This is a genomic window from Brevundimonas sp. BAL450, from assembly GCF_015767455.1.
In the GTDB taxonomy this organism is placed as follows: domain Bacteria; phylum Pseudomonadota; class Alphaproteobacteria; order Caulobacterales; family Caulobacteraceae; genus Brevundimonas; species Brevundimonas abyssalis.
Map to the genome: position 1 here is coordinate 158,975 of NZ_JADWOW010000062.1, position 16,829 is coordinate 175,803.

A 16,829-nucleotide genomic window follows, 5' to 3' on the forward strand; every position below is an offset into this window, starting at 1 on the left:
ACGGCTGGGCAGTGTCCATTCAGGAATCACACGGCAAAGCTGTTGCGTCAGCGGATCGACGGCCACGGCAAACATACTTCTTCGACATCCTCTCCCGATTCACCGTCTTGCTGCTACGGTAGGCGACGTGATGCGCACGACGCCTATGAGATTTACGGAACGCTACGCCCGTCTGAATCGGCGTCGCCGTCATCGCATTCGGACTCAGGCTGGCGGGGCGATGATCAGCGCCGCCATTGGCAGCCGGCCCGCCATCGGGCGACGCGTCTGAATTTCGGCGTGAACCGATCTCAATTCGAGCGCAAAGGGTTTGTGCAGGTCGGGTGCGCGAGCGCTCGGCAGGGGCAGGGTCGTCGGAACGAAGTCGATTATTACCGAGTCCGAGCGCCGCGACGCCAACGGCAGGGCCAGGAATCCGCCCGCCTCGCCGGGAACCAGCCGCAAGCGCCTTTGGCCCTGCCGGTCATCCTGGATCAGCGTGAGGACGGCCTGCTCGAAGTCGATACGGCAAGGCACCGTCGCCCGTTCGACGCTGCGGTGGACGGTCAGCCTGATCCGGAACTGGTCCAGCGTCGAAATGCCGAACTCCGCCGACGCGGCCGCTGTGAGAATGGAAACGCGCGGTCGCTCGTGGAGCCACCGCAGGATCGACCAGATCGGTCTCGCCGCCCACGGACCCGGGACGCGCGCCCGAACGCCGTGGAGAGCCCGAACGCCCAGCGCCAACGCCGCCACGAGGACGGACAGGGCGACGATTGCCCAAGCCCAGGGCCGGGGAACCGGCGGGAGGAGGTCGGGGAGGAGTTTGTCTATGGTGAACCAGGCCGCCGCGGTGAGCGAGGGGAGCCAGGCGACCAGTCCCCGCCGCCTCATGACGGCCAAACGGCGCGCAGGCCTTCCACCAGGCGGTCGCGCCGGTCGGGCGCGAGCTGGTCCAGATTCCGCTGCTTCCAGCGCACGGCCGGCAGGTCGGCGATGGTCGGCAGGCCGATGAGATCCCAATCAGGGTCGCCACGTTTGAAGCCGATCAGGAACGCCCGGTGCTCGGCCGGCATCTCAGCGACGATGATCGCGATCAGCGCCTCGCGCGCGGCGATCAGGTCGTCGAGGTCGACAGGCTCCTTCGTCATGCCGACGAAGCCCCGCCGGAACTCCTCGGCGATGTCCTTGCGGCGCGGGCGCAGTACTTCGGCCATCGGGCGAGGGTGGCTGATCAGATAGGCGATAAAAGCTTGGCGCATTTGATCGCCCACGCCTTCGTTGGCCAACAGGTCGCGCACGTCGAACAGGTCGCGCGGGTGCTGGCGATCCAGGGCGGCGGCGATCTTGCCCCCATAGAGGTCGGGCAGGGACACCATCTGGGCCTCAGCGAAGCCAAACCGGTCTTCCACGGCCGGCGCGACGCTCCGCAGCTCAGGAGCGAACACCGTGCCGCGCAATACGGGCGTGACCTCGATCTTGATCTGGACGCCATCCGCAGCGACGAGAAGTTTGTCGATCGTGCCTTCGGGCCGCGCCTGGCCAGGCGTCACCACGACACCGGGCAGCCCGGCGGCCATGGCGGCCGCGATCCGCCTCAGGCCGGCGTCGATCGCGGCCAGGGACTCCCCGCGTTCGCGGACGGGCAAATAGGTCAGATCGATATCGACCGAAAGGCGCGGCAGGTCGCGGACGAACAGATTGATGGCCGTGCCGCCCTTTAGGGCGAATTCGGTCTCGACCAGCACGTACGGCAGGGTGCGGATCAACAACCGGACCTGGCGTTCGTAGAGATCACCGAACGGCATTGAAGTCTTCCGGCACGGTGATGCGGTAGGTCGGATCGAGTCGCCCGCCCTTGGCCAGCATGCGGTTGCCGCTGCCGAGGTTGATCGAGCTCCGGTCCAAGCGTTTCAGCCACCCGTGACCGTGACGGTCGGCGAAGAAGAAGAACAGGCGTTTGACCTTGATGCTCCGGCAGTCGTCGAGGAGCAGTTGCAGGCGACGCGGGCTGAGATTGGCCAGGCCCTCCACCAGGGCGTCGACCTGATCGAATGTCTCGCGATCAGGGAGTTCGTCGAGCAGTTCGAGCAGGGCCCGTTCGGGCGTCGAGACGAGCATCGGCCATTTCCAGTGCCCGATCGGCATCTCGGCGACGCCGGCCTGACCCCAGGCGAAGGGATCGGCGGGGCCGGACGGCTCCTGGCCGCGCAGCCCGAACCAGGCGGCGTGGCCGAACAGGCGGGCCGGATTGTGATAGAGGAAGCGGACGCCGAGCTTGAGGTCGTTCAGCCAGGTCGGCGGCCTGGTCAGGCCGTAGAGATGAACCTCCTGCACCTCGCGGCTCAGGTAGTGACCGAACCCCTGGAGTTCGAGCGCCGTGCGGCCTCCCACCACCAGTTGATAGTCGAGCAGGGTCTGCAGCGACAGGGCGACCAGCTGCCAGTCCAGCGTGCCGCGCGGGCGGCGATAGACGCGGCGCGCGGGCTGCTCGAGCCAGCCGGCAGCGACATATTTGGCGCGGAGCGAGTTATAGTAGCCGTGCTCGTTGAGCCAGGTGGAGTCCACCACCAGCCCCTCCGGCAACAGCCGCTCCAGCTTGTTTAGCTTTCCTAGCATTTGAGCACTTATGGTGCTCGAAGTGGAGACATGTCAAATACCCTGTTTCACAGAGCCTCATTTTGAGCACTGTGAGTTATCAGATTGGCGTATCACCAAACCAACCTTACATGGGCCGGAGGCGGACGACCTTCGGATCGTTGATCGACGGCCCGGGCTCCGGGAAGCTGGAGCCGGTGATCAATTCAAGCATGGCGGGGGCCAGACCGATCTCGCGCCCGATCGCCCCGGCGCCCCCGACCACCGCATCCGCCAGCGCCGAGAGCGCCGACGGCAGCAGCTCAGGCTGTTCGACCGGCAAGGCGTCGTCCGCGTCATAGGTCTCGACCTTGGCCTGTCCTGTTTTCACCAGATGGATGTTGGCGGTGCGGTACTGGGCCGGGGTCAACAGACCCAGGTCATAGCCCCGCCGAACCAGCGCGCGGACGGACATCTTCCATCTGAGTTTGAGCTCGAACAGCGCGCGCCAATTGATCGCACGCCCTCGTGGGAATTCCCGCAGGACAGCCCCACGCGGAAACAGGAAGGCGCTCGCGAAACGGTGGGCTTGGTCTTCGGTCGCGCGATCTCCCGTCTGCATGCCCCGGTGCATGATCAGATGGCCGCACTCGTGGGCGAAGTCGAACCGTTGCCGACAAAGGCTCTCCTTGAGAGAGCTGCGGACGATGATCGGCCTGCGCCGATCCATCGAGAAGGCGTCCACCCGATCCGACAGATCGCCGAAATAGGTGACGACGGCGCCGGCGTTCTCGACCACCCGCATCATGCTTGTGATCGGACCCGTCGTTCCGAGTCCCCAATATCGCCGGGCCTCTTCGGCCGCCTGTTCGATCTCCTCGGCCGTGGCCGCCGGCAGATCGGGGAAGGACACGGCCGGCAGTTCCAGGTGGACTTCGATGGCCGCGACGAATTTGTCGAGTAGCGTGCCCCGGGCCAGCACCTGGCTGGTGATCGAGGCTGGCCGGGTGATGTGCCCGCGGAAATGGCACTGTTCCGGCCGCACCGTCGATGGGATCGGTTGGGCCAGAAAGGCCGGCGTGACGCCCAGCACATCGGCCAGAGCGTCCACCACTTCGTCCGATGGCGACCGAGAGCCGGTCTCGAGCTGGTGGATGAACTGACGGGTCGCCCCGATCAGCTCGCCGACCTCTTCGAGCGAATAGCCATGCGCCAGCCGGGCGAGCCGGAGTTGCTCGCCTGCCATTTTCGAGTTCGTTTCCATGACTGGCCGGTCTAGCGACCGCCCCCCACCCAGATCCGTGCGGATCGGCCGATCATTCGGTCGTCCCGTCTTTCTGCTTCCTTGCCGCGATTCCGACGGCGGGCGCAGGCAGATCGACGCCCTCGCTGCCCGCGACCCAGAGCGGCGACACCTTGGTCACCGCTTCGTCCAGCGGCACCTGCCAGGTCAGCACCGGCGTATCGCCCGCCAGCACCACGAAGGTCACGGCCGTGATCGCGCCGTCCAGATCGGTCTCGATCGCGAAACGGTACAGGGGCTCGGAGGTCAATTTGACCAGTTCATCGGCGCCGAAAAGGCTCAGCTGCTGAAGTTCCGAGAAGGTCTGCTTCAGGGTCCGCGCGTTCGGATCGTCCGGCTCGCCTCGATAGAATCGGATCGGCACGCCGCCCACGCTGAACACGAACTGCATCGTCGGATTCAGGATCTCCAGCCAGTCGACGTCGGGCGCCGTCGCTTCGATCTGGTGCTTCTGGAAGGCGAAGGCCTCGCAGCCGAGGGTCCATCCCGTGCAGCCCGCGCTCGCGTCGAAGCGATCCAGGGCGTCGTTACGGCCGCGCTCGATCAGTTTCCCGATCGTGATCAGACGATCGCGGGTGAGGGCGGTGTGATGTTCCCAAGGGGTCATGCGGAGCTCCAAGCCTGCAAAGCCATAATGGGCAAACTGGATGATTCGTCAACTAACTCCGCGAAAGTAAGCTGGACACGACTTTGTAAACAAGGAAGCGCTAAGGGCTCCGCCCTCGCGCAGGCCAGGGTGAAGCGCCTCCGGCGCCGGACCGGCCGGTCTCCCCGACCTTCCGCGCCGGTCATGATCATCATCATCGTCATTGAGATCAGGCTTGTGCAGGCCGGGCGATCCCCCTCCGGCCGGTCCGCCCTGGCCTTTGCTACCCCGCTCTCGCCGAGGGGCAGGGTTTCAGGCGCGCAGTTCGCGTGCCTGCAACCCATGCCCAAAGGAGGCAGACATGACGACCCAATCCACCCAAACCGCCGCGACCGAGCCGCAACACGGCGCCGAGATCATCGTGCCGCTCAACCGGCTCAAGGCGTCGGACAAGAACGCCCGCAAGACCCCGCACAGCCCGGCCACCATCGAGGCCTTCGCCGCTTCCATCAAGGCCAAGGGGGTGTTGCAGCCGCCCGTGGTCGAGATCGAGCGGAACGGCGAGGGCGCCCCGACCGGCGCCTACCTCGTCACCATCGGCGAGGGGCGTCGGCTGGGGCTGCGGCTGCTGGCCAAGCGCAAGGCGATCAAGCGGACCTATCCGGTGCGCTGCATCGTGGACGCCGAGAACGACGCCCACGAGATCAGCCTCGACGAGAACGTCACCCGCGCTGACATGCATCCCGCCGACCAGTTCGAGGCGTTCAAGCGGCTGGCCGAGGAAAGGGGCTACGGCGCCGAGGAGATCGGCGCCCGGTTCGGGGTGTCGGCCCATGTGGTGCGTCAAAGGCTGCGGCTGGGCGCGGTGGCCCCGGCCTTGATGCAGACCTACCGCGAGGGCGGGCTGACCTTGGAACAGTTGATGGCGTTCGCCGTCAGCGAGGACCACGACCGGCAGGAGCAGGTGTTGGGCATGATCGGGCCGCATACGCCCGCCTACGCCATTCGCCGCGTCATGACCGAAACCAAGGTCCGGGCCGACGACCCCCGCGCCCGTTTCGTCGGCGTCGAGGCCTACGCCGAGGCGGGCGGGGCGGTGCTGCGCGACCTGTTCACCGAGGACGGCGGCGGCTGGCTGGAGGACGCGTCCCTGCTGGACCGGCTGGTCATCGGCAAGCTGGATGGGCTGGCCGAGGAGGTCCGCGAGCGCGAGGGCTGGAAATGGGCCGAGGCCTATCCGGATTTCCCGCACGGCCTCGGCCTGGGCCGGGTCTATCCCGAAAAAGTCGAGCGGTCCCCCGAGGACGAGGCGGCGATGACGGCCTTGGCCGAGGAGTATGACCGCCTCATCAGCGACAACGATTCCGCCGAGGTGCTGCCGCCCGAAGTGGACGCCCGGCTGGAGGAGATCGACGCGGCCTTGCAGGCCTTCGGCGACGACCATGCCTACCGGCCCGACGATCTGGCCCGCTCCGGCGTGATCGTCACGCTGAGCCATGACGGCGTGGCCCGGTTCGAGCGCGGGCTGGTCCGGCTGGAGGACGCCCTGCCGGAGCCGGAGGACGAGGCCCCGGAGCAGGGCCGCGAAGACGCCGGTGACGCGGAGGCCACGGCCCCCGCGACCAGCGGGGTCGCCAGCGGCGCGGCGGAGGCGGACGAGGGCTTGGCGCCCCTGTCCGAGAAGCTGGTGCTGGACCTGACGGCCCACCGCACGGCGGGCTTGAGGGACGCCTTGGCGGCGGATGCGAGCATGGCCCTGACCGTGGTGGTTCACGCCTTCGCCTTGCAGGTCTTCTATCCGCCCTACGACCAGCCGACGGTCCTTCAGTTGCGGTTGAGCCTGACCGGGCTGGAGCGGTTCGCGCCGGGCGTCTGCGAAGGCCCAGCCGGACGGCGCATCGCCGACCGGAGCGAGGCTTGGGCCACGCGTCTGCCGAACGAGGCGCGCGACCTGTGGGCGGTGCTGGTCGATATGTCCGGTTCGGACCTGTTGGACCTCCTGGCCCATTGCGCCTCGCTGGGGGTCAACGCCGTGCGCGACCCGCACGACCGGCGCCCCGGCGCCTGGGCCCAGGCCGAGACGCTGGCGACCGCTTTGGGTCTGGACATGACCGGGACGTGGACGGCGACCGCCGCCTCCTACTTCGGTCGGGTGTCCAAGGCGCGGGTAATGGAGGCGGTGGAGGAAGGCGTTTCCAAGACCGACGCCGACCGTCTCGCCGGAATGAAGAAGGCCGACATGGCCGAGGCGGCGGAAACGCTGATCGCGGGCAAGGGCTGGTTGCCGCCGCTGCTTCGCACGGCGCCGCCGCAAGTCGCGGACGCCGGAGAAGAGGCCGCATCTCCGAACGAGGACGCCTATCCGTTCGCGGCGGAATAGGCCCTAGCGTCGGGGCCGCTTCGGCGGCCCCGATTGCCCGACAGAGCTTGGCCCGGCGCTCGCGACGCTGACGCGTCGCTCGCGGAATCATCTCAGAGCGCCGCCCGGAAACGGGCGGCGTCTTCGCGCCATAGACCCACATCACAGATCAGAAGGGTTCGTTGGACTCGCTCGAAATGCTGGTCGAACTTCGCCTCCAACCGATCCACAAGTCGGGCGATCGTCTCGGTCATCCCGGTGCGATCGCAGTAATCGCAGGCGGCATTCTCACCACTGCTTCGCCAGTCCCGAGCCTAGCGACGGCGCTTTCGAGGCTTCACAGTTCGGAACATCGTCGCGGCTCTGGGGTTGCTCTTCGATCACCCCAAGGAGCCCTCCGATGCAAATCCAGCCCATGATCAGGACCCATCCCGACGTGCGCGGCGGCGTCAACGACAGTCTCGTTCGCGCGATCGAGGCGGCTTACGGCTGCGCCGCCGTGTGCCACATCTGCGCCGACGCCTGCCTCGCCGAGGAGATGGTCAAGGATCTCACCCAGTGCATCCGCCTAAATCTCGACTGCGCCGATGTCTGCCTGGCCACAGCCGGCATCGCTGCGCGTCGCACCGGCAGCAACGAAGCCCTGATCAAACGCATGCTCGAAACCTGCGCCGAGGCCTGCGCCGATTGCGCCGTCGAATGCGAGAAGCACGCCGACATGCATGAACACTGCCGTATCTGCGCCGAGGAATGTCGGCGTTGCGAGCAGGCCTGCCGCGATGCCGCCGCAACGATCAGCCCGTCACAACACTGAGAACGACCGCAGTCCAACCGCTTGGCTTCCCGAATAAGCTGGAACCCGGATCATGATGCCCATGCTACTGCTCCTCGCGACCGTGTCTGACAGTCCGCCCTGCGGAGAACTATGAATCAGCATCTCTGACCGCGTGAATCGCCAGATGTAGATCGGACCTGGTCCTAGCGGCGAGCGCTCAAGGATCGCCGACCATGCAGATCATAAGCCAAGCCGATCGTATCCGCGTAGCCGTTCAGACGATGAACCGATCCCAAGAACCGTAGTGCTCCTGACTCCGCCGCCCTCGCGGCAAACTGAGCGCCAGGATCGTCAGTCCGACGATCTGGTTCGAGAAGGTTCCTGCCAAGGATCCGCCGTCTATCATCCAAGGCGAGGCGATCAGCCATGCGGCAAAGCCTATGTTTAGGAAGCGGAGGGGACGTCCGACTTCGGCCATCGCGATGACGGAGACCGTGACCACCAGGGCTCCGATCAGATGATCCGTGTCCGCTAGGGGCGGTTCTGTGCCCAAAACCAGCCTTGAGAGCATCAGCCAGACGCCCAGCCCTGCGCTGACCACGAGGGTCCACGGAAGCGTCGCGCCCCGCAAAGCGGAAGCGGTCGCCCGTCCCCAGCCATCGGAAAAGCCCGGCCGCTTGTCGACCGTTCCGCCAGGCAGGGCGTCGCCTCGGAAGAAGGCTCGCCAGAAAGGTCGTCCGCGCCGCGTGTTCAGGACCAGGAACTGACCCATCGCCACGAGTTCATCCAGCGAATAGGGGATCATGATCAGCATCGCCGCTGCCGCGAGCAGACAGATCGTGCAGTAGGTTCCTATGGCGATCGGCTGCATGATGATGAAGTAGATGCTGACCACACCCAAGGGCACGACGACGATGCCGAACAGCACCACCATCCACGGCATGGTCCGCCACCGCGCCCGTCCGCCCATGGCACCCATCAGTATCTCGGCCATGTAGGTGATGGCGCCCACGCCGCCGTCGGCGACCGGCCAGGCCTTGGACATCGCCGAGGTGATGATGTGTTCCGTTCCGTTGAGGGGCCCAGGCGCCTCGAAGAACGGCTCCCACACATTGTCGACGTGGCCGAGCTGATAGGCCGTCAGAATTCTGGCTAGCACCAGCCCGACCACGCCCAGGGCGATGATCGGGATGCGCTGCAGATAGGTCGATGGACAGTAGGTCCAGCCCGGCGGCGTGTCGGTCTCGTCCATCATACCCTCCATGCTCATTCCGGGCATCATCGGAATGAGGAGGGTGAGGGCGACGACAAGGGCGCCGACGAGCATGTCGTTGCTGTAGACCGCCGCGCTCGGCGCCCAGAACAGGATCCCGGCGCCCAGCAGCCAGACGCCGATGACGGCATTGGCCCACTGCGCCCAGCCGTTCCGGGGAGACATGGAGAAGGCGGCGAACACCATGATCAGTCCGCCGCAGATCACGTCGTTCCAGCCCGTCAGCGTATTTCTGAAAGCCGCCGGCCACAGGCCGCGATCTTCGGTGACGGACTGTACGGCGGAGGAAAACTCGGTTTGGTCGAAGACGCCGAAAACGAAAGGCGCCGTGGCCAGCCAGAGACCCAGTCCCATGGTCAGCCAATGCACCCAGAGCATGCTGAAATGCATGCCCTGCATTGACCGGGCGTGATCGGACAGCATCGCCCGGTGCTGTTCGGGCGGGATGGCGTGCGTCTCCGACGCGGCGACTTCGGCCTTGTCGTCCGCCACACGGGCCGCGTTTAGCTTGTTGGCGCGATACCAGGCGAACGGATCGGCCTTAAGGCCCGCAACGATGTCCGGAAGACTCTGGCGAAGGCTGTGTCTGGACGACCAGCCCAGGTGGGTTCGCGCCGCGGTCAGATCCAGTTCGTAGTGGTCGTCGGAGATGTCGACCATCCAGGGGCGGATGAAAGCGTCTTCATCTAGAACGGTCTCCGCCCAAACGCCTGCCTTGGCGGCCGTCTTCGGAATGGTGTGAGTTGCCCAAGCTTCGTCGTGGATCAAGCGGCCGAGGTCGCGCTGCAGTTCGTCATAGGTCATGACGTCGGCCTCGCCGAGTAGGACCGGGAACTCTGTCGGCAGATCGCGTCGCCGGTCGATCACCCGCTCGATGGCGTCGAGCAGGTCTTCCAAGTGCAACGAAGGTTGTCCCGTGGCGAGGTCGCCCGGATAGACGTGCGAACTCAGGCGCCGTTCGTAGATGCGCGCTATCTGTTGGGCGAGGAACGCCGAGTGGCCGCCGTCGTCATAAACGCCCGCCGGGCGCAGGAAAACGGCCGGAATCCGGCCTCGCTTCTCGCGGACGAGGGCTTCAGCGAGAATTTTGGACTCCCGGTACGGCAAGGCGGCGCTCAGAGACGCCGCCTCGTCGATGGGACGTCCACGCTCCGTGGCTTGGTGAACTAGCATAGTGCTGGAGAAGACGAACTGCTCGGCGTTGAAGGCCTTCAACGCTTCGAGCATGCGCTCCGTGCCTCGGACCGTGACTGCCTCGTAGCGGGGGTCAGGGTCCCCGCTGAGGTCAAAGAAGGCCGCGAGGTGGACCACGGACGCGATCTGCTTGCCGTACCCGGCGCGGACGCGATCGAAGGCGGCCTTGACGCTGGCGTCGTCGGTGAGATCGATGCACACGCATTCCGCCTCGGCCGGCGGATGGGGCGGCATGTCCCGATCGAAGCCGATGACCCTGAAGCGCTTGGCCAGCCGCTCGACCAGAGCCGAGCCGATAAATCCGCTGGAACCGGTGACGATGACCGTCTCGGGGGTTTTGGCAGAGGTCGCCATCAACGCCTGCTGAACAAATATTTGATCAAGCAAGCTATGGCGAGAATCAGGGCGATGACGACCAGTAGTCCTACCAGCCCCATACCGCTCATCATCGAGCCGGCATCCATCATACCGTTCATCATGGTTAAGCCTCCTCGTAGACTAAAGTCCGCAAGTCTGCGTCAAGGTTCCCTCAGATCGATTTGGGCGACCGGCCTATTGCCGAACCTTCGGCCCAACGGGCCGGTCGACGTCACTCGGGTCGAATGGCCGTGATCTCGTTGACGCCGTCGCGGACGGAGACATCGAACGCGATGCGCTCGCCTGTCTCGGCGGATTCCGCTACGGCGGGCGAAGCGGTGAAGCGCATGGTCATCGCCGGCCAGCCGACGCCGGGGATAGGTCCATGATCGACGGTTATCGTGCCGGCGTCCGGGTCAATGGCGGTGACTACGCCGGTCCCGGTCCCGGTCTGCGCGCCGGCGTCAGCCGTCATCGGTATAGTCGCTACGTCAGCTTCTCCCGTCGCTGGCTCTTCGGTCGAGGCCAGCGTCTCCTGCGGTTGGTTGCAAGCCGCCAGGCCGAGCGCCATACCCGTCGCCAGGATCAATGAGTATTTCATGGGAAAATCTCCTCAGGTTGAAAGGGTCTGATCGAGTTTGCGCCGCCGGAGCAGCAGATAGCCCGCCGGGATAACGAGCATGGACAGCAAAGGCGCCGTCACCATGCCGCCGATGACCGGAGCAGCGATGCGGCTCATGATCTCCGATCCGGCCCCGTGACCGATCAGGATCGGGAACAGGCCGGCGAGGATGACCGCCACGGTCATGGCCTTGGGGCGAACGCGCAACAGCGCGCCCTCACGCACGGCCGCTTCCACAGCGGCGCGGTCCGGGTTGTCTCCCCGGGCCTTCAGCGCCTGTTTCAGGTAGATCAGCATGACCACGCCGAACTCGGCCGACAGTCCGGCCAAGGCGATGAAGCCGACCGAGGTCGCCACCGACTGGTGATAGTCCAGCAGGTAGAGCGTCCAGACGCCGCCGGTCAGGGCGAACGGCAAGGTCGCCATGATCAGCGCCGCCTCGTCCAGCCGGCCGAAGGTCAGATAGAGCAGCAGGAAGATGATCGCCAGGGTCGCCGGGACGACGATCTTCAGCCGCTCCGCCGCGCGCTGGAGATATTCGAACTGCCCGGAGTAGGCGATGCTGACGCCCGGGGTCAGCTCCACCTCGTCGGCCACCGCGGCCTGCAGGTCGCCCACCACCGAGGCCAGGTCGCGGCCGCGAACGTCGATATAGACCCAGGTGGTCGGCCGGCCGTTCTCCGACTTCAGCATCGGCGGGCCGTCCGCGACATCCAGCGACGCGACCGAGCCCAGGGTGATCTGCTGTCCCGACGGGGTCAGGATCGGCAAGGCCCGAAGCTCCGCCAGGCTGTCGCGGATTTCGCGCGGATAGCGCACGCTGATCGGGTAACGCGCCACGCCCTCGACGGTCTGGCCGATGGTCTCTCCACCCACCGCCCCGGACACGATGGACTGCACATCGGCGATGTTGAGGCCGTACCGGCCGGCCGCTAGGCGGTCGATGTCGACGTCGATGTAGCGGCCGCCGGTCAGACGCTCGGCGAAGGCGGAGCTGACGCCCGGAACAGCGCCGGCGACGTCGGCGACCTGCTGGGCGATCCGGTCGATCTCGGCGAGATCGGCGCCGGAAACCTTGACGCCGATGGGGCTCTTGATGCCGGTCGCGAGCATGTCGATCCGGTTGCGGATCGGAGGCACCCAGACGTTGGTCAGGCCCGGGACCTGGACGGCGCGATCCAGCTCCTCGACCAGCCGGTCCGGCGTCATGCCGGGACGCCACTCATCGCGTGGCTTGAAGCGGATCGTCGTCTCGAACATCACCAGCGGCGCCGGATCGGTGGCGGTGTCCGCCCGCCCGGCCTTGCCGAACACGCTTTCGACCTCCGGCACGGTCGCGATCATCCGGTCGGTCTGCTGCAGAAGCTCGGACGCCTTGGCGGCCGACAGGCCCGGCAGCGCGGTGGGCATGTACAGCAGATCGCCCTCGTCCATCGGCGGCATGAACTCCCCGCCCAGCTGACTCAAGGGCCAGGCGGCGGTGGCGAAGGCGATCAGGGCCATCAGCAGGGTCGCCCGTGGCCGCCGCAAGACCCAGTCGAGCGGTCTCCGATAGACGAAAACAAGCGCCCGGTTGATCGGGTTGCTGTGCTCGGCCGGGATGCGTCCGCGGATAAGAAATCCCATCAGCACCGGCACGAGGGTGATGGAGAGGATGGCCGCCCCCCCCATGGCGTAGCTCTTGGTGAAGGCCAGGGGCGAAAACAGCCGCCCCTCCTGCGCCTGCAAGGTGAACACCGGCACGAACGACAGGGTGATGATCACCAGGCTGAGGAACAGCGCCGGCCCCACCTCGACGGCGGCCTCGGTGATCACCCGCCAGCGCGCCTCGCCCTTAAGCCGGTCGTCCGGATGATCGTGTTCCCATCGCTCGATGTGCTTGTGGGCGTTCTCGATCATGACCACCGCCGCGTCGACCATGGCGCCGATGGCGATGGCGATGCCGCCCAGCGACATGATGTTGGCGTTGACCCCCTGCAGATGCATCAGGATGAAGGCCGCCAGCACGCCGAGCGGCAGGGTCAGGATCGCGACCAGCGCCGAGCGGGCGTGCCACAGGAACAGTCCGCAGACGATGGCGACGACCACGAACTCCTCGATCAGCTTGGTGCTGAGGTTCTCGATCGCGCGATCGATGAGTTCGGACCGGTCGTAGACCGGAACCACCTCGACCCCGGGCGGCAGGCCCGACTTGAGCGTCTCGAGCCGTTCCTGCACCGCCGCGATGACGGACCGCGCATTGCCGCCGGATCGCAGGATCACAACCCCGCCGACCACCTCGCCCTCGCCGTTCAGCTCGGCGATCCCGCGGCGCATCTCCGGCCCGATCTGGACCGTGGCGACGTCGCCGAGCTGAACCGGAACGCCGCCGGCCGCCGCCCGGATCGGGACGGCGCGAAAGTCGTCCAGGTCGGTCAGGTAGCCGTTGGCGCGGACCATGTATTCGGTTTCCGCCAGCTCGAGCACGGAGCCGCCAGTCTCGGCGTTGCCCTGCCTGATGGCCTCCACCACCGCCTGGTGGGTGACGCCGAAGGCGGCGAGCTTCACCGGGTCGAGCACGACCTGATATTGGCGGACCATGCCGCCGATGGTGGCGACCTCGGCCACGCCGGGCACGGTCTTCAGCTCGTAGCGCAGGAACCAGTCCTGCAGGCTGCGCAACTGGGACAGATCGTGCCGGCCGGTTCGGTCGACCAGGGCGTATTCGTAGATCCAGCCCACCCCCGTCGCGTCCGGGCCCAGCGCCGGCCTCGCCGTCTCGGGCAATCGCGACTGGACCTGGCTGAGGTATTCGAGAACCCGCGACCGGGCCCAGTAGAGATCGGTTCCCTCATCGAACAGGACATAGACGTAGCTGTCGCCGAAGAACGAATAGCCCCTCACCGTGCGGGCGCCGGGCACCGACAGCATGGTCGTGGCCAAGGGATAGGTGACCTGGTTCTCGACGATCTGCGGCGCCTGGCCGGGATAGGCTGTCCGGATGATGACCTGGACGTCCGACAGGTCCGGCAAGGCGTCGACGGGCGTGCTGCGAACGGCCCAAAGCCCGCCCGCCAGCAGGGCGAGCGCGGCCAGCAGGACGAAAATCCGCGCCCGGACCGACGCGCGAATGACGGCGGCGATCATCGGGTTGCTTCCTTGCGGGTCAGGCTGCGCACCGTCGGTTCGCTGTCCGCCGCCTCGAAGGTGAAGTCCACCTGGTCGCCGATCGATACGTCCTGATCGACCGTCTCCGGAATCCGGAAGGTCATGGTCATCGCCGGCCACTGCAACGCCGGCACCGGTCCGTGGGCGAGGGTTATGGTCCCCTCCCCGATCGCCTGGACCCGTCCGCTGGCCCGGTGGATGGCCGGTCCGTCGGCGGCCGCGGCCTGGTCGAGGTTGCGCGCCTCCACGCCCGACAGGCTGGCTTCCGAATCCAGCAGGAACTGCCCGGACGCGACCACCCGCTCGCCTTCATTGAGTCCGGCGAGGATCTGCGTCTGCCCGCCGGCTTCGCGCCCGACCCGGACCTCTGCGGGTTGATAGCGGCCGCCCTCCAGCGCGAGCATGACGAGCGTCCGCCGGCCGGTCCGGATCACCGCCTCGGACGGTACGAGCAGGGTGGTCCCGGACTCGCCGCCGAAGACGATCTGCCCGTACATGCCCGGCCGCAGCCGACCTCCACGATTGGTCATCTCGATGCGGGCCGTCACGGTCCGGCTGTCGCCCGCGATTTCCGGCAACAGGGCGGTCAGCCGCCCCGTCATCCGCTCGCCGGGGAAGGCCGCCAGCGTCACCCCGACGGTGCGCCCGACGCGCAGGCGGCCCGCCATGGCTTCGGGTATCGCTGCGTTGAGCCACACGGTCGAAAGCCCATTGATCTCGGCCAGGGTCATGCCGGCGGGCACGCTCATCCCGGCCCTGACGCCGAGCGTGCGAATGGCGCCGCCGATCGGGCTGGACACCGTCACCGTCGTCCGGGGCCGGCCCGAGCGCTCGACCGCAGCGACCAGGCTTTCGGGCATGCCCAGCAGGATGAGGCGTTGGCGCGCAGCGGCCGTGAGGGCCGCATCTCCCGTGCGCCGGAGCGCGAGATACTCGAGCTGGGCGCCGCCCCACTCAGGCACGAGCAGATCGACCAGCGGCGCGCCGGCCCGGATGACGTCGCCGGGCGCGCGGTCATAGACGCGTTCGACGAAGCCGGCGGCGCGAGCCTGGACGACGGCCACGTCGCGCGCGTTGAAATCGACGACGGCCGTCGCCGCGACATCGCCCTCCAGGGTTCCTGATCGAACCGTGGCGAAGCGGGCGCCGAGCGACTGGACGAGAGCGGGATCGATGCGAACGCCGGCCCCGGTGTCCGAGGCCTCGTCGGCGTATCGGGGGACCAGGTCCATATCCATGTAGGGGGACTTGCCCGGCCGGTCGAACCGCTGGTCCGGGACCATGGGATCGTACCAGTAGAGCACCTCGCGCTCGCCCGACGCGGCTTCGGGCGCCTCCGCGCGATCCGCCCCAGGTCTGGAGAGTCCCCATCCGAGGCCGGCGCCGATGATGATCAGACCGGCGGCGGCCGTCGCCCACCGGAGATGGTTGCGCTCGAGCCGGATCATTGGCCGCTCCCGTAGGTCAGGGTGATCTGGACGGCGAGCCGCGCCACCTCGGCTTCCCGGTCCAGGGCGTCGAGGCGGGCATTGGCCAGGGCGGTAAAGGCGTCGATGACCCCGGACATGTCCGCGGAGCCGGCCGCATAGCCGGCGGTCTCGACATCGGCGCGGGAGCGCAGGTTGGGCAGGACCACGTCCCTCGCCCGGATCCAGCGCGTTCGCGCCGATTCGTACCGGGCCAGATCGCCCTGGAGCTCCGCCGAGAGGGCGCGCTCGAGCGCCTCACGCTCGGCGGCGACGCGTCGCGCATCGGCTGCGCGGGCGGTGATCAGCGGCGCCTGTCGTGTCGATTGAAACAGCGGGAGGCGGACGCTGGCGCCGACGGAGACGAGATCGCCGAACATCGGGTCGCGGCGCGAATAACCCACCTCGAACGACCAGTCGGGCCGCCGGCCCGCGCGGGCCAGATCGACATCCGCCTCGGCGCGCTCGGCGGCGGCGCGGTAGGCCCGCAGGGGCGGCAGGTCCGCAAGGCTGATGCGCCGGGCGGTCGGATCGAGATCGATGTCCGGCGGCGGGCCGTCCGTTGTCGGCGCCGGATCGCCGGTCCAGCGCGAAAGTCCAGCGCGCGCCTCGGCGATGTTCGCGTCCAGGCCGTCGCGCCTGTCCTCAAGATCGGCCTTCAACTCCACAGGTCCGAGGGCCTGGGCCGGGCGGAGCCGGGATGACGCCACCGCGGCGGGCGCCGCCTCCCAGAGCGGCTCGAGCGACGCCAGAAGCTCATCGAGGACGGCCAGCCGGCGCTCGGCGTAGTGCAGATCAATCCAGGCCTGGCCGGCGGCGATGCGCACCTCCCAGAGGGTGGTCGCCGCCCTCGCCCGGGCCACGTCGACATCCGCCCCGGCGACTTCACGTTCGGCGCGCCGGCGCGCCCGGCTTGGAACATCCTGCTGAACGCCGACCTGAAACATGGTCATCGCGCTCTCGTCGAACCGGCCGGCCGAAGGACCCGACACCGGATAGTTGCTCAGGCCGACGCGCAGGCGGGGATCCGGCAGCCGACCGGCGGCGATCGCAGAGGCCCGGGCGGCGTCCACGCCCAGTTCGCTGGCGCGCAGGGACGGCGCGTCCGAGCTGGCCTCCAAGGCCTGTTCGAACGTCAGAGGTTCAGCCTGGACCGAGCCTGCGATGAGCAAGGCGCAGCCGCCGAACGAT

14 protein-coding genes are annotated in these 16,829 nt (G+C 67.4%); 2 read left to right on the forward strand and 12 right to left on the reverse strand.

All coding sequences use genetic code 11. The annotated features are described in order from the left end of the window. Nucleotides 1-204: 204 nt before the first annotated feature. The 5 genes from IWC96_RS15425 to IWC96_RS15445 all read right to left on the reverse strand — a co-directional run bounded on the left by IWC96_RS15425 (nt 205) and on the right by IWC96_RS15445 (nt 4,466). On the reverse strand, nt 205-882 hold the full coding sequence (locus tag IWC96_RS15425; protein ID WP_196839247.1) for a hypothetical protein: 678 nt from the start codon (nt 880-882) through the stop codon (nt 205-207). Next, complete coding sequence (locus IWC96_RS15430) at nt 870-1,787, reverse strand: nucleotidyl transferase AbiEii/AbiGii toxin family protein (RefSeq protein WP_021696627.1); 918 nt, start codon at nt 1,785-1,787, stop codon at nt 870-872. Before IWC96_RS15430 ends, IWC96_RS15425 begins: the two co-directional genes overlap by 13 nt. After that, the gene (locus tag IWC96_RS15435; protein WP_021696626.1) at nt 1,774-2,598 is read right to left on the reverse strand and encodes a type IV toxin-antitoxin system AbiEi family antitoxin domain-containing protein; all 825 of its coding nucleotides are present in this window, start codon (nt 2,596-2,598) and stop codon (nt 1,774-1,776) included. The genes IWC96_RS15430 and IWC96_RS15435 overlap by 14 nt, the downstream gene beginning before the upstream one ends. A 106-nt stretch (nt 2,599-2,704) precedes the next feature. Continuing rightward, nucleotides 2,705-3,802, reverse strand: a complete 1,098-nt coding sequence (locus IWC96_RS15440) for a helix-turn-helix domain-containing protein (RefSeq protein ID WP_021696625.1) — start codon at nt 3,800-3,802, stop codon at nt 2,705-2,707. Between the two features lie 70 nt (nt 3,803-3,872). Then, nucleotides 3,873-4,466, reverse strand: coding sequence for a hypothetical protein (locus IWC96_RS15445; protein ID WP_021696624.1), 594 nt, complete (start codon nt 4,464-4,466; stop codon nt 3,873-3,875). 340 nt (nt 4,467-4,806) lie between these two features. On the opposite strand from IWC96_RS15445, the gene IWC96_RS15450 reads away from it, so the two are divergent. Beyond that, the gene (locus IWC96_RS15450) at nt 4,807-6,825 is read left to right on the forward strand and encodes a ParB/RepB/Spo0J family partition protein (RefSeq protein ID WP_021696622.1); all 2,019 of its coding nucleotides are present in this window, start codon (nt 4,807-4,809) and stop codon (nt 6,823-6,825) included. A 92-nt stretch (nt 6,826-6,917) separates the two neighbouring features. On the opposite strand, the gene IWC96_RS15455 is transcribed toward IWC96_RS15450, so the two are convergent. Further along, a complete protein-coding gene (locus IWC96_RS15455) occupies nt 6,918-7,058 on the reverse strand; it encodes a hypothetical protein (RefSeq protein WP_021696621.1) in 141 nt (46 codons plus the stop codon). A 146-nt stretch (nt 7,059-7,204) separates the two neighbouring features. Here IWC96_RS15455 and IWC96_RS15460 point away from each other — a divergent pair, with 146 nt between their 5' ends. Next, nucleotides 7,205-7,618 carry a four-helix bundle copper-binding protein gene (locus tag IWC96_RS15460; protein ID WP_021696620.1) on the forward strand — a complete coding sequence of 138 codons (414 nt, stop codon included), beginning with the start codon at nt 7,205-7,207 and terminating at the stop codon, nt 7,616-7,618. Between the two features lie 235 nt (nt 7,619-7,853). Here IWC96_RS15460 and IWC96_RS15465 read toward each other — a convergent pair whose 3' ends face one another. From IWC96_RS15465 to IWC96_RS15485, 6 genes are all read right to left on the reverse strand, one after another. Further along, complete coding sequence (locus IWC96_RS15465) at nt 7,854-10,400, reverse strand: NAD-dependent epimerase/dehydratase family protein (RefSeq protein ID WP_196839248.1); 2,547 nt, start codon at nt 10,398-10,400, stop codon at nt 7,854-7,856. Next, nucleotides 10,400-10,525, reverse strand: a complete 126-nt coding sequence (locus IWC96_RS16145) for a hypothetical protein (RefSeq protein ID WP_255552803.1) — start codon at nt 10,523-10,525, stop codon at nt 10,400-10,402. Before IWC96_RS16145 ends, IWC96_RS15465 begins: the two co-directional genes overlap by 1 nt. A 110-nt stretch (nt 10,526-10,635) precedes the next feature. Then, nucleotides 10,636-11,004: a copper-binding protein gene (locus tag IWC96_RS15470; protein WP_045318790.1), complete on the reverse strand. Its 369-nt coding sequence runs from the start codon at nt 11,002-11,004 to the stop codon at nt 10,636-10,638. 12 nt (nt 11,005-11,016) lie between these two features. Next, on the reverse strand, nt 11,017-14,151 hold the full coding sequence (locus IWC96_RS15475; RefSeq protein ID WP_021696615.1) for an efflux RND transporter permease subunit: 3,135 nt from the start codon (nt 14,149-14,151) through the stop codon (nt 11,017-11,019). Then, entirely contained in the window at nt 14,148-15,620 is a 1,473-nt protein-coding gene (locus IWC96_RS15480) for an efflux RND transporter periplasmic adaptor subunit (protein WP_021696614.1), read from the reverse strand. Before IWC96_RS15480 ends, IWC96_RS15475 begins: the two co-directional genes overlap by 4 nt. Further along, the gene (locus tag IWC96_RS15485) at nt 15,617-16,810 is read right to left on the reverse strand and encodes a TolC family protein (protein WP_021696613.1); all 1,194 of its coding nucleotides are present in this window, start codon (nt 16,808-16,810) and stop codon (nt 15,617-15,619) included. The genes IWC96_RS15480 and IWC96_RS15485 overlap by 4 nt, the downstream gene beginning before the upstream one ends. Between the last annotated feature and the right edge of the window lie 19 nt (nt 16,811-16,829).

What these genes read in the sequence shown, in the direction of transcription:
- IWC96_RS15435 (WP_021696626.1), bottom strand. Translation starts at nt 2,598, where the DNA reads ATGCTAGGAAAGCTAAACAAGCTGGAGCGGCTGTTGCCGGAGGGGCTG.
- IWC96_RS15440 (WP_021696625.1), bottom strand. Translation starts at nt 3,802, where the DNA reads ATGGCAGGCGAGCAACTCCGGCTCGCCCGGCTGGCGCATGGCTATTCG.
- IWC96_RS15455 (WP_021696621.1), bottom strand. Translation starts at nt 7,058, where the DNA reads ATGACCGAGACGATCGCCCGACTTGTGGATCGGTTGGAGGCGAAGTTC.
- IWC96_RS15470 (WP_045318790.1), bottom strand. Translation starts at nt 11,004, where the DNA reads ATGAAATACTCATTGATCCTGGCGACGGGTATGGCGCTCGGCCTGGCG.
- IWC96_RS15465 (WP_196839248.1), bottom strand. Translation starts at nt 10,400, where the DNA reads ATGGCGACCTCTGCCAAAACCCCCGAGACGGTCATCGTCACCGGTTCC.
- IWC96_RS15450 (WP_021696622.1), top strand. Translation starts at nt 4,807, where the DNA reads ATGACGACCCAATCCACCCAAACCGCCGCGACCGAGCCGCAACACGGC.
- IWC96_RS16145 (WP_255552803.1), bottom strand. Translation starts at nt 10,525, where the DNA reads ATGATGAACGGTATGATGGATGCCGGCTCGATGATGAGCGGTATGGGG.
- IWC96_RS15480 (WP_021696614.1), bottom strand. Translation starts at nt 15,620, where the DNA reads ATGATCCGGCTCGAGCGCAACCATCTCCGGTGGGCGACGGCCGCCGCC.
- IWC96_RS15445 (WP_021696624.1), bottom strand. Translation starts at nt 4,466, where the DNA reads ATGACCCCTTGGGAACATCACACCGCCCTCACCCGCGATCGTCTGATC.
- IWC96_RS15475 (WP_021696615.1), bottom strand. Translation starts at nt 14,151, where the DNA reads ATGATCGCCGCCGTCATTCGCGCGTCGGTCCGGGCGCGGATTTTCGTC.
- IWC96_RS15460 (WP_021696620.1), top strand. Translation starts at nt 7,205, where the DNA reads ATGCAAATCCAGCCCATGATCAGGACCCATCCCGACGTGCGCGGCGGC.
- IWC96_RS15430 (WP_021696627.1), bottom strand. Translation starts at nt 1,787, where the DNA reads ATGCCGTTCGGTGATCTCTACGAACGCCAGGTCCGGTTGTTGATCCGC.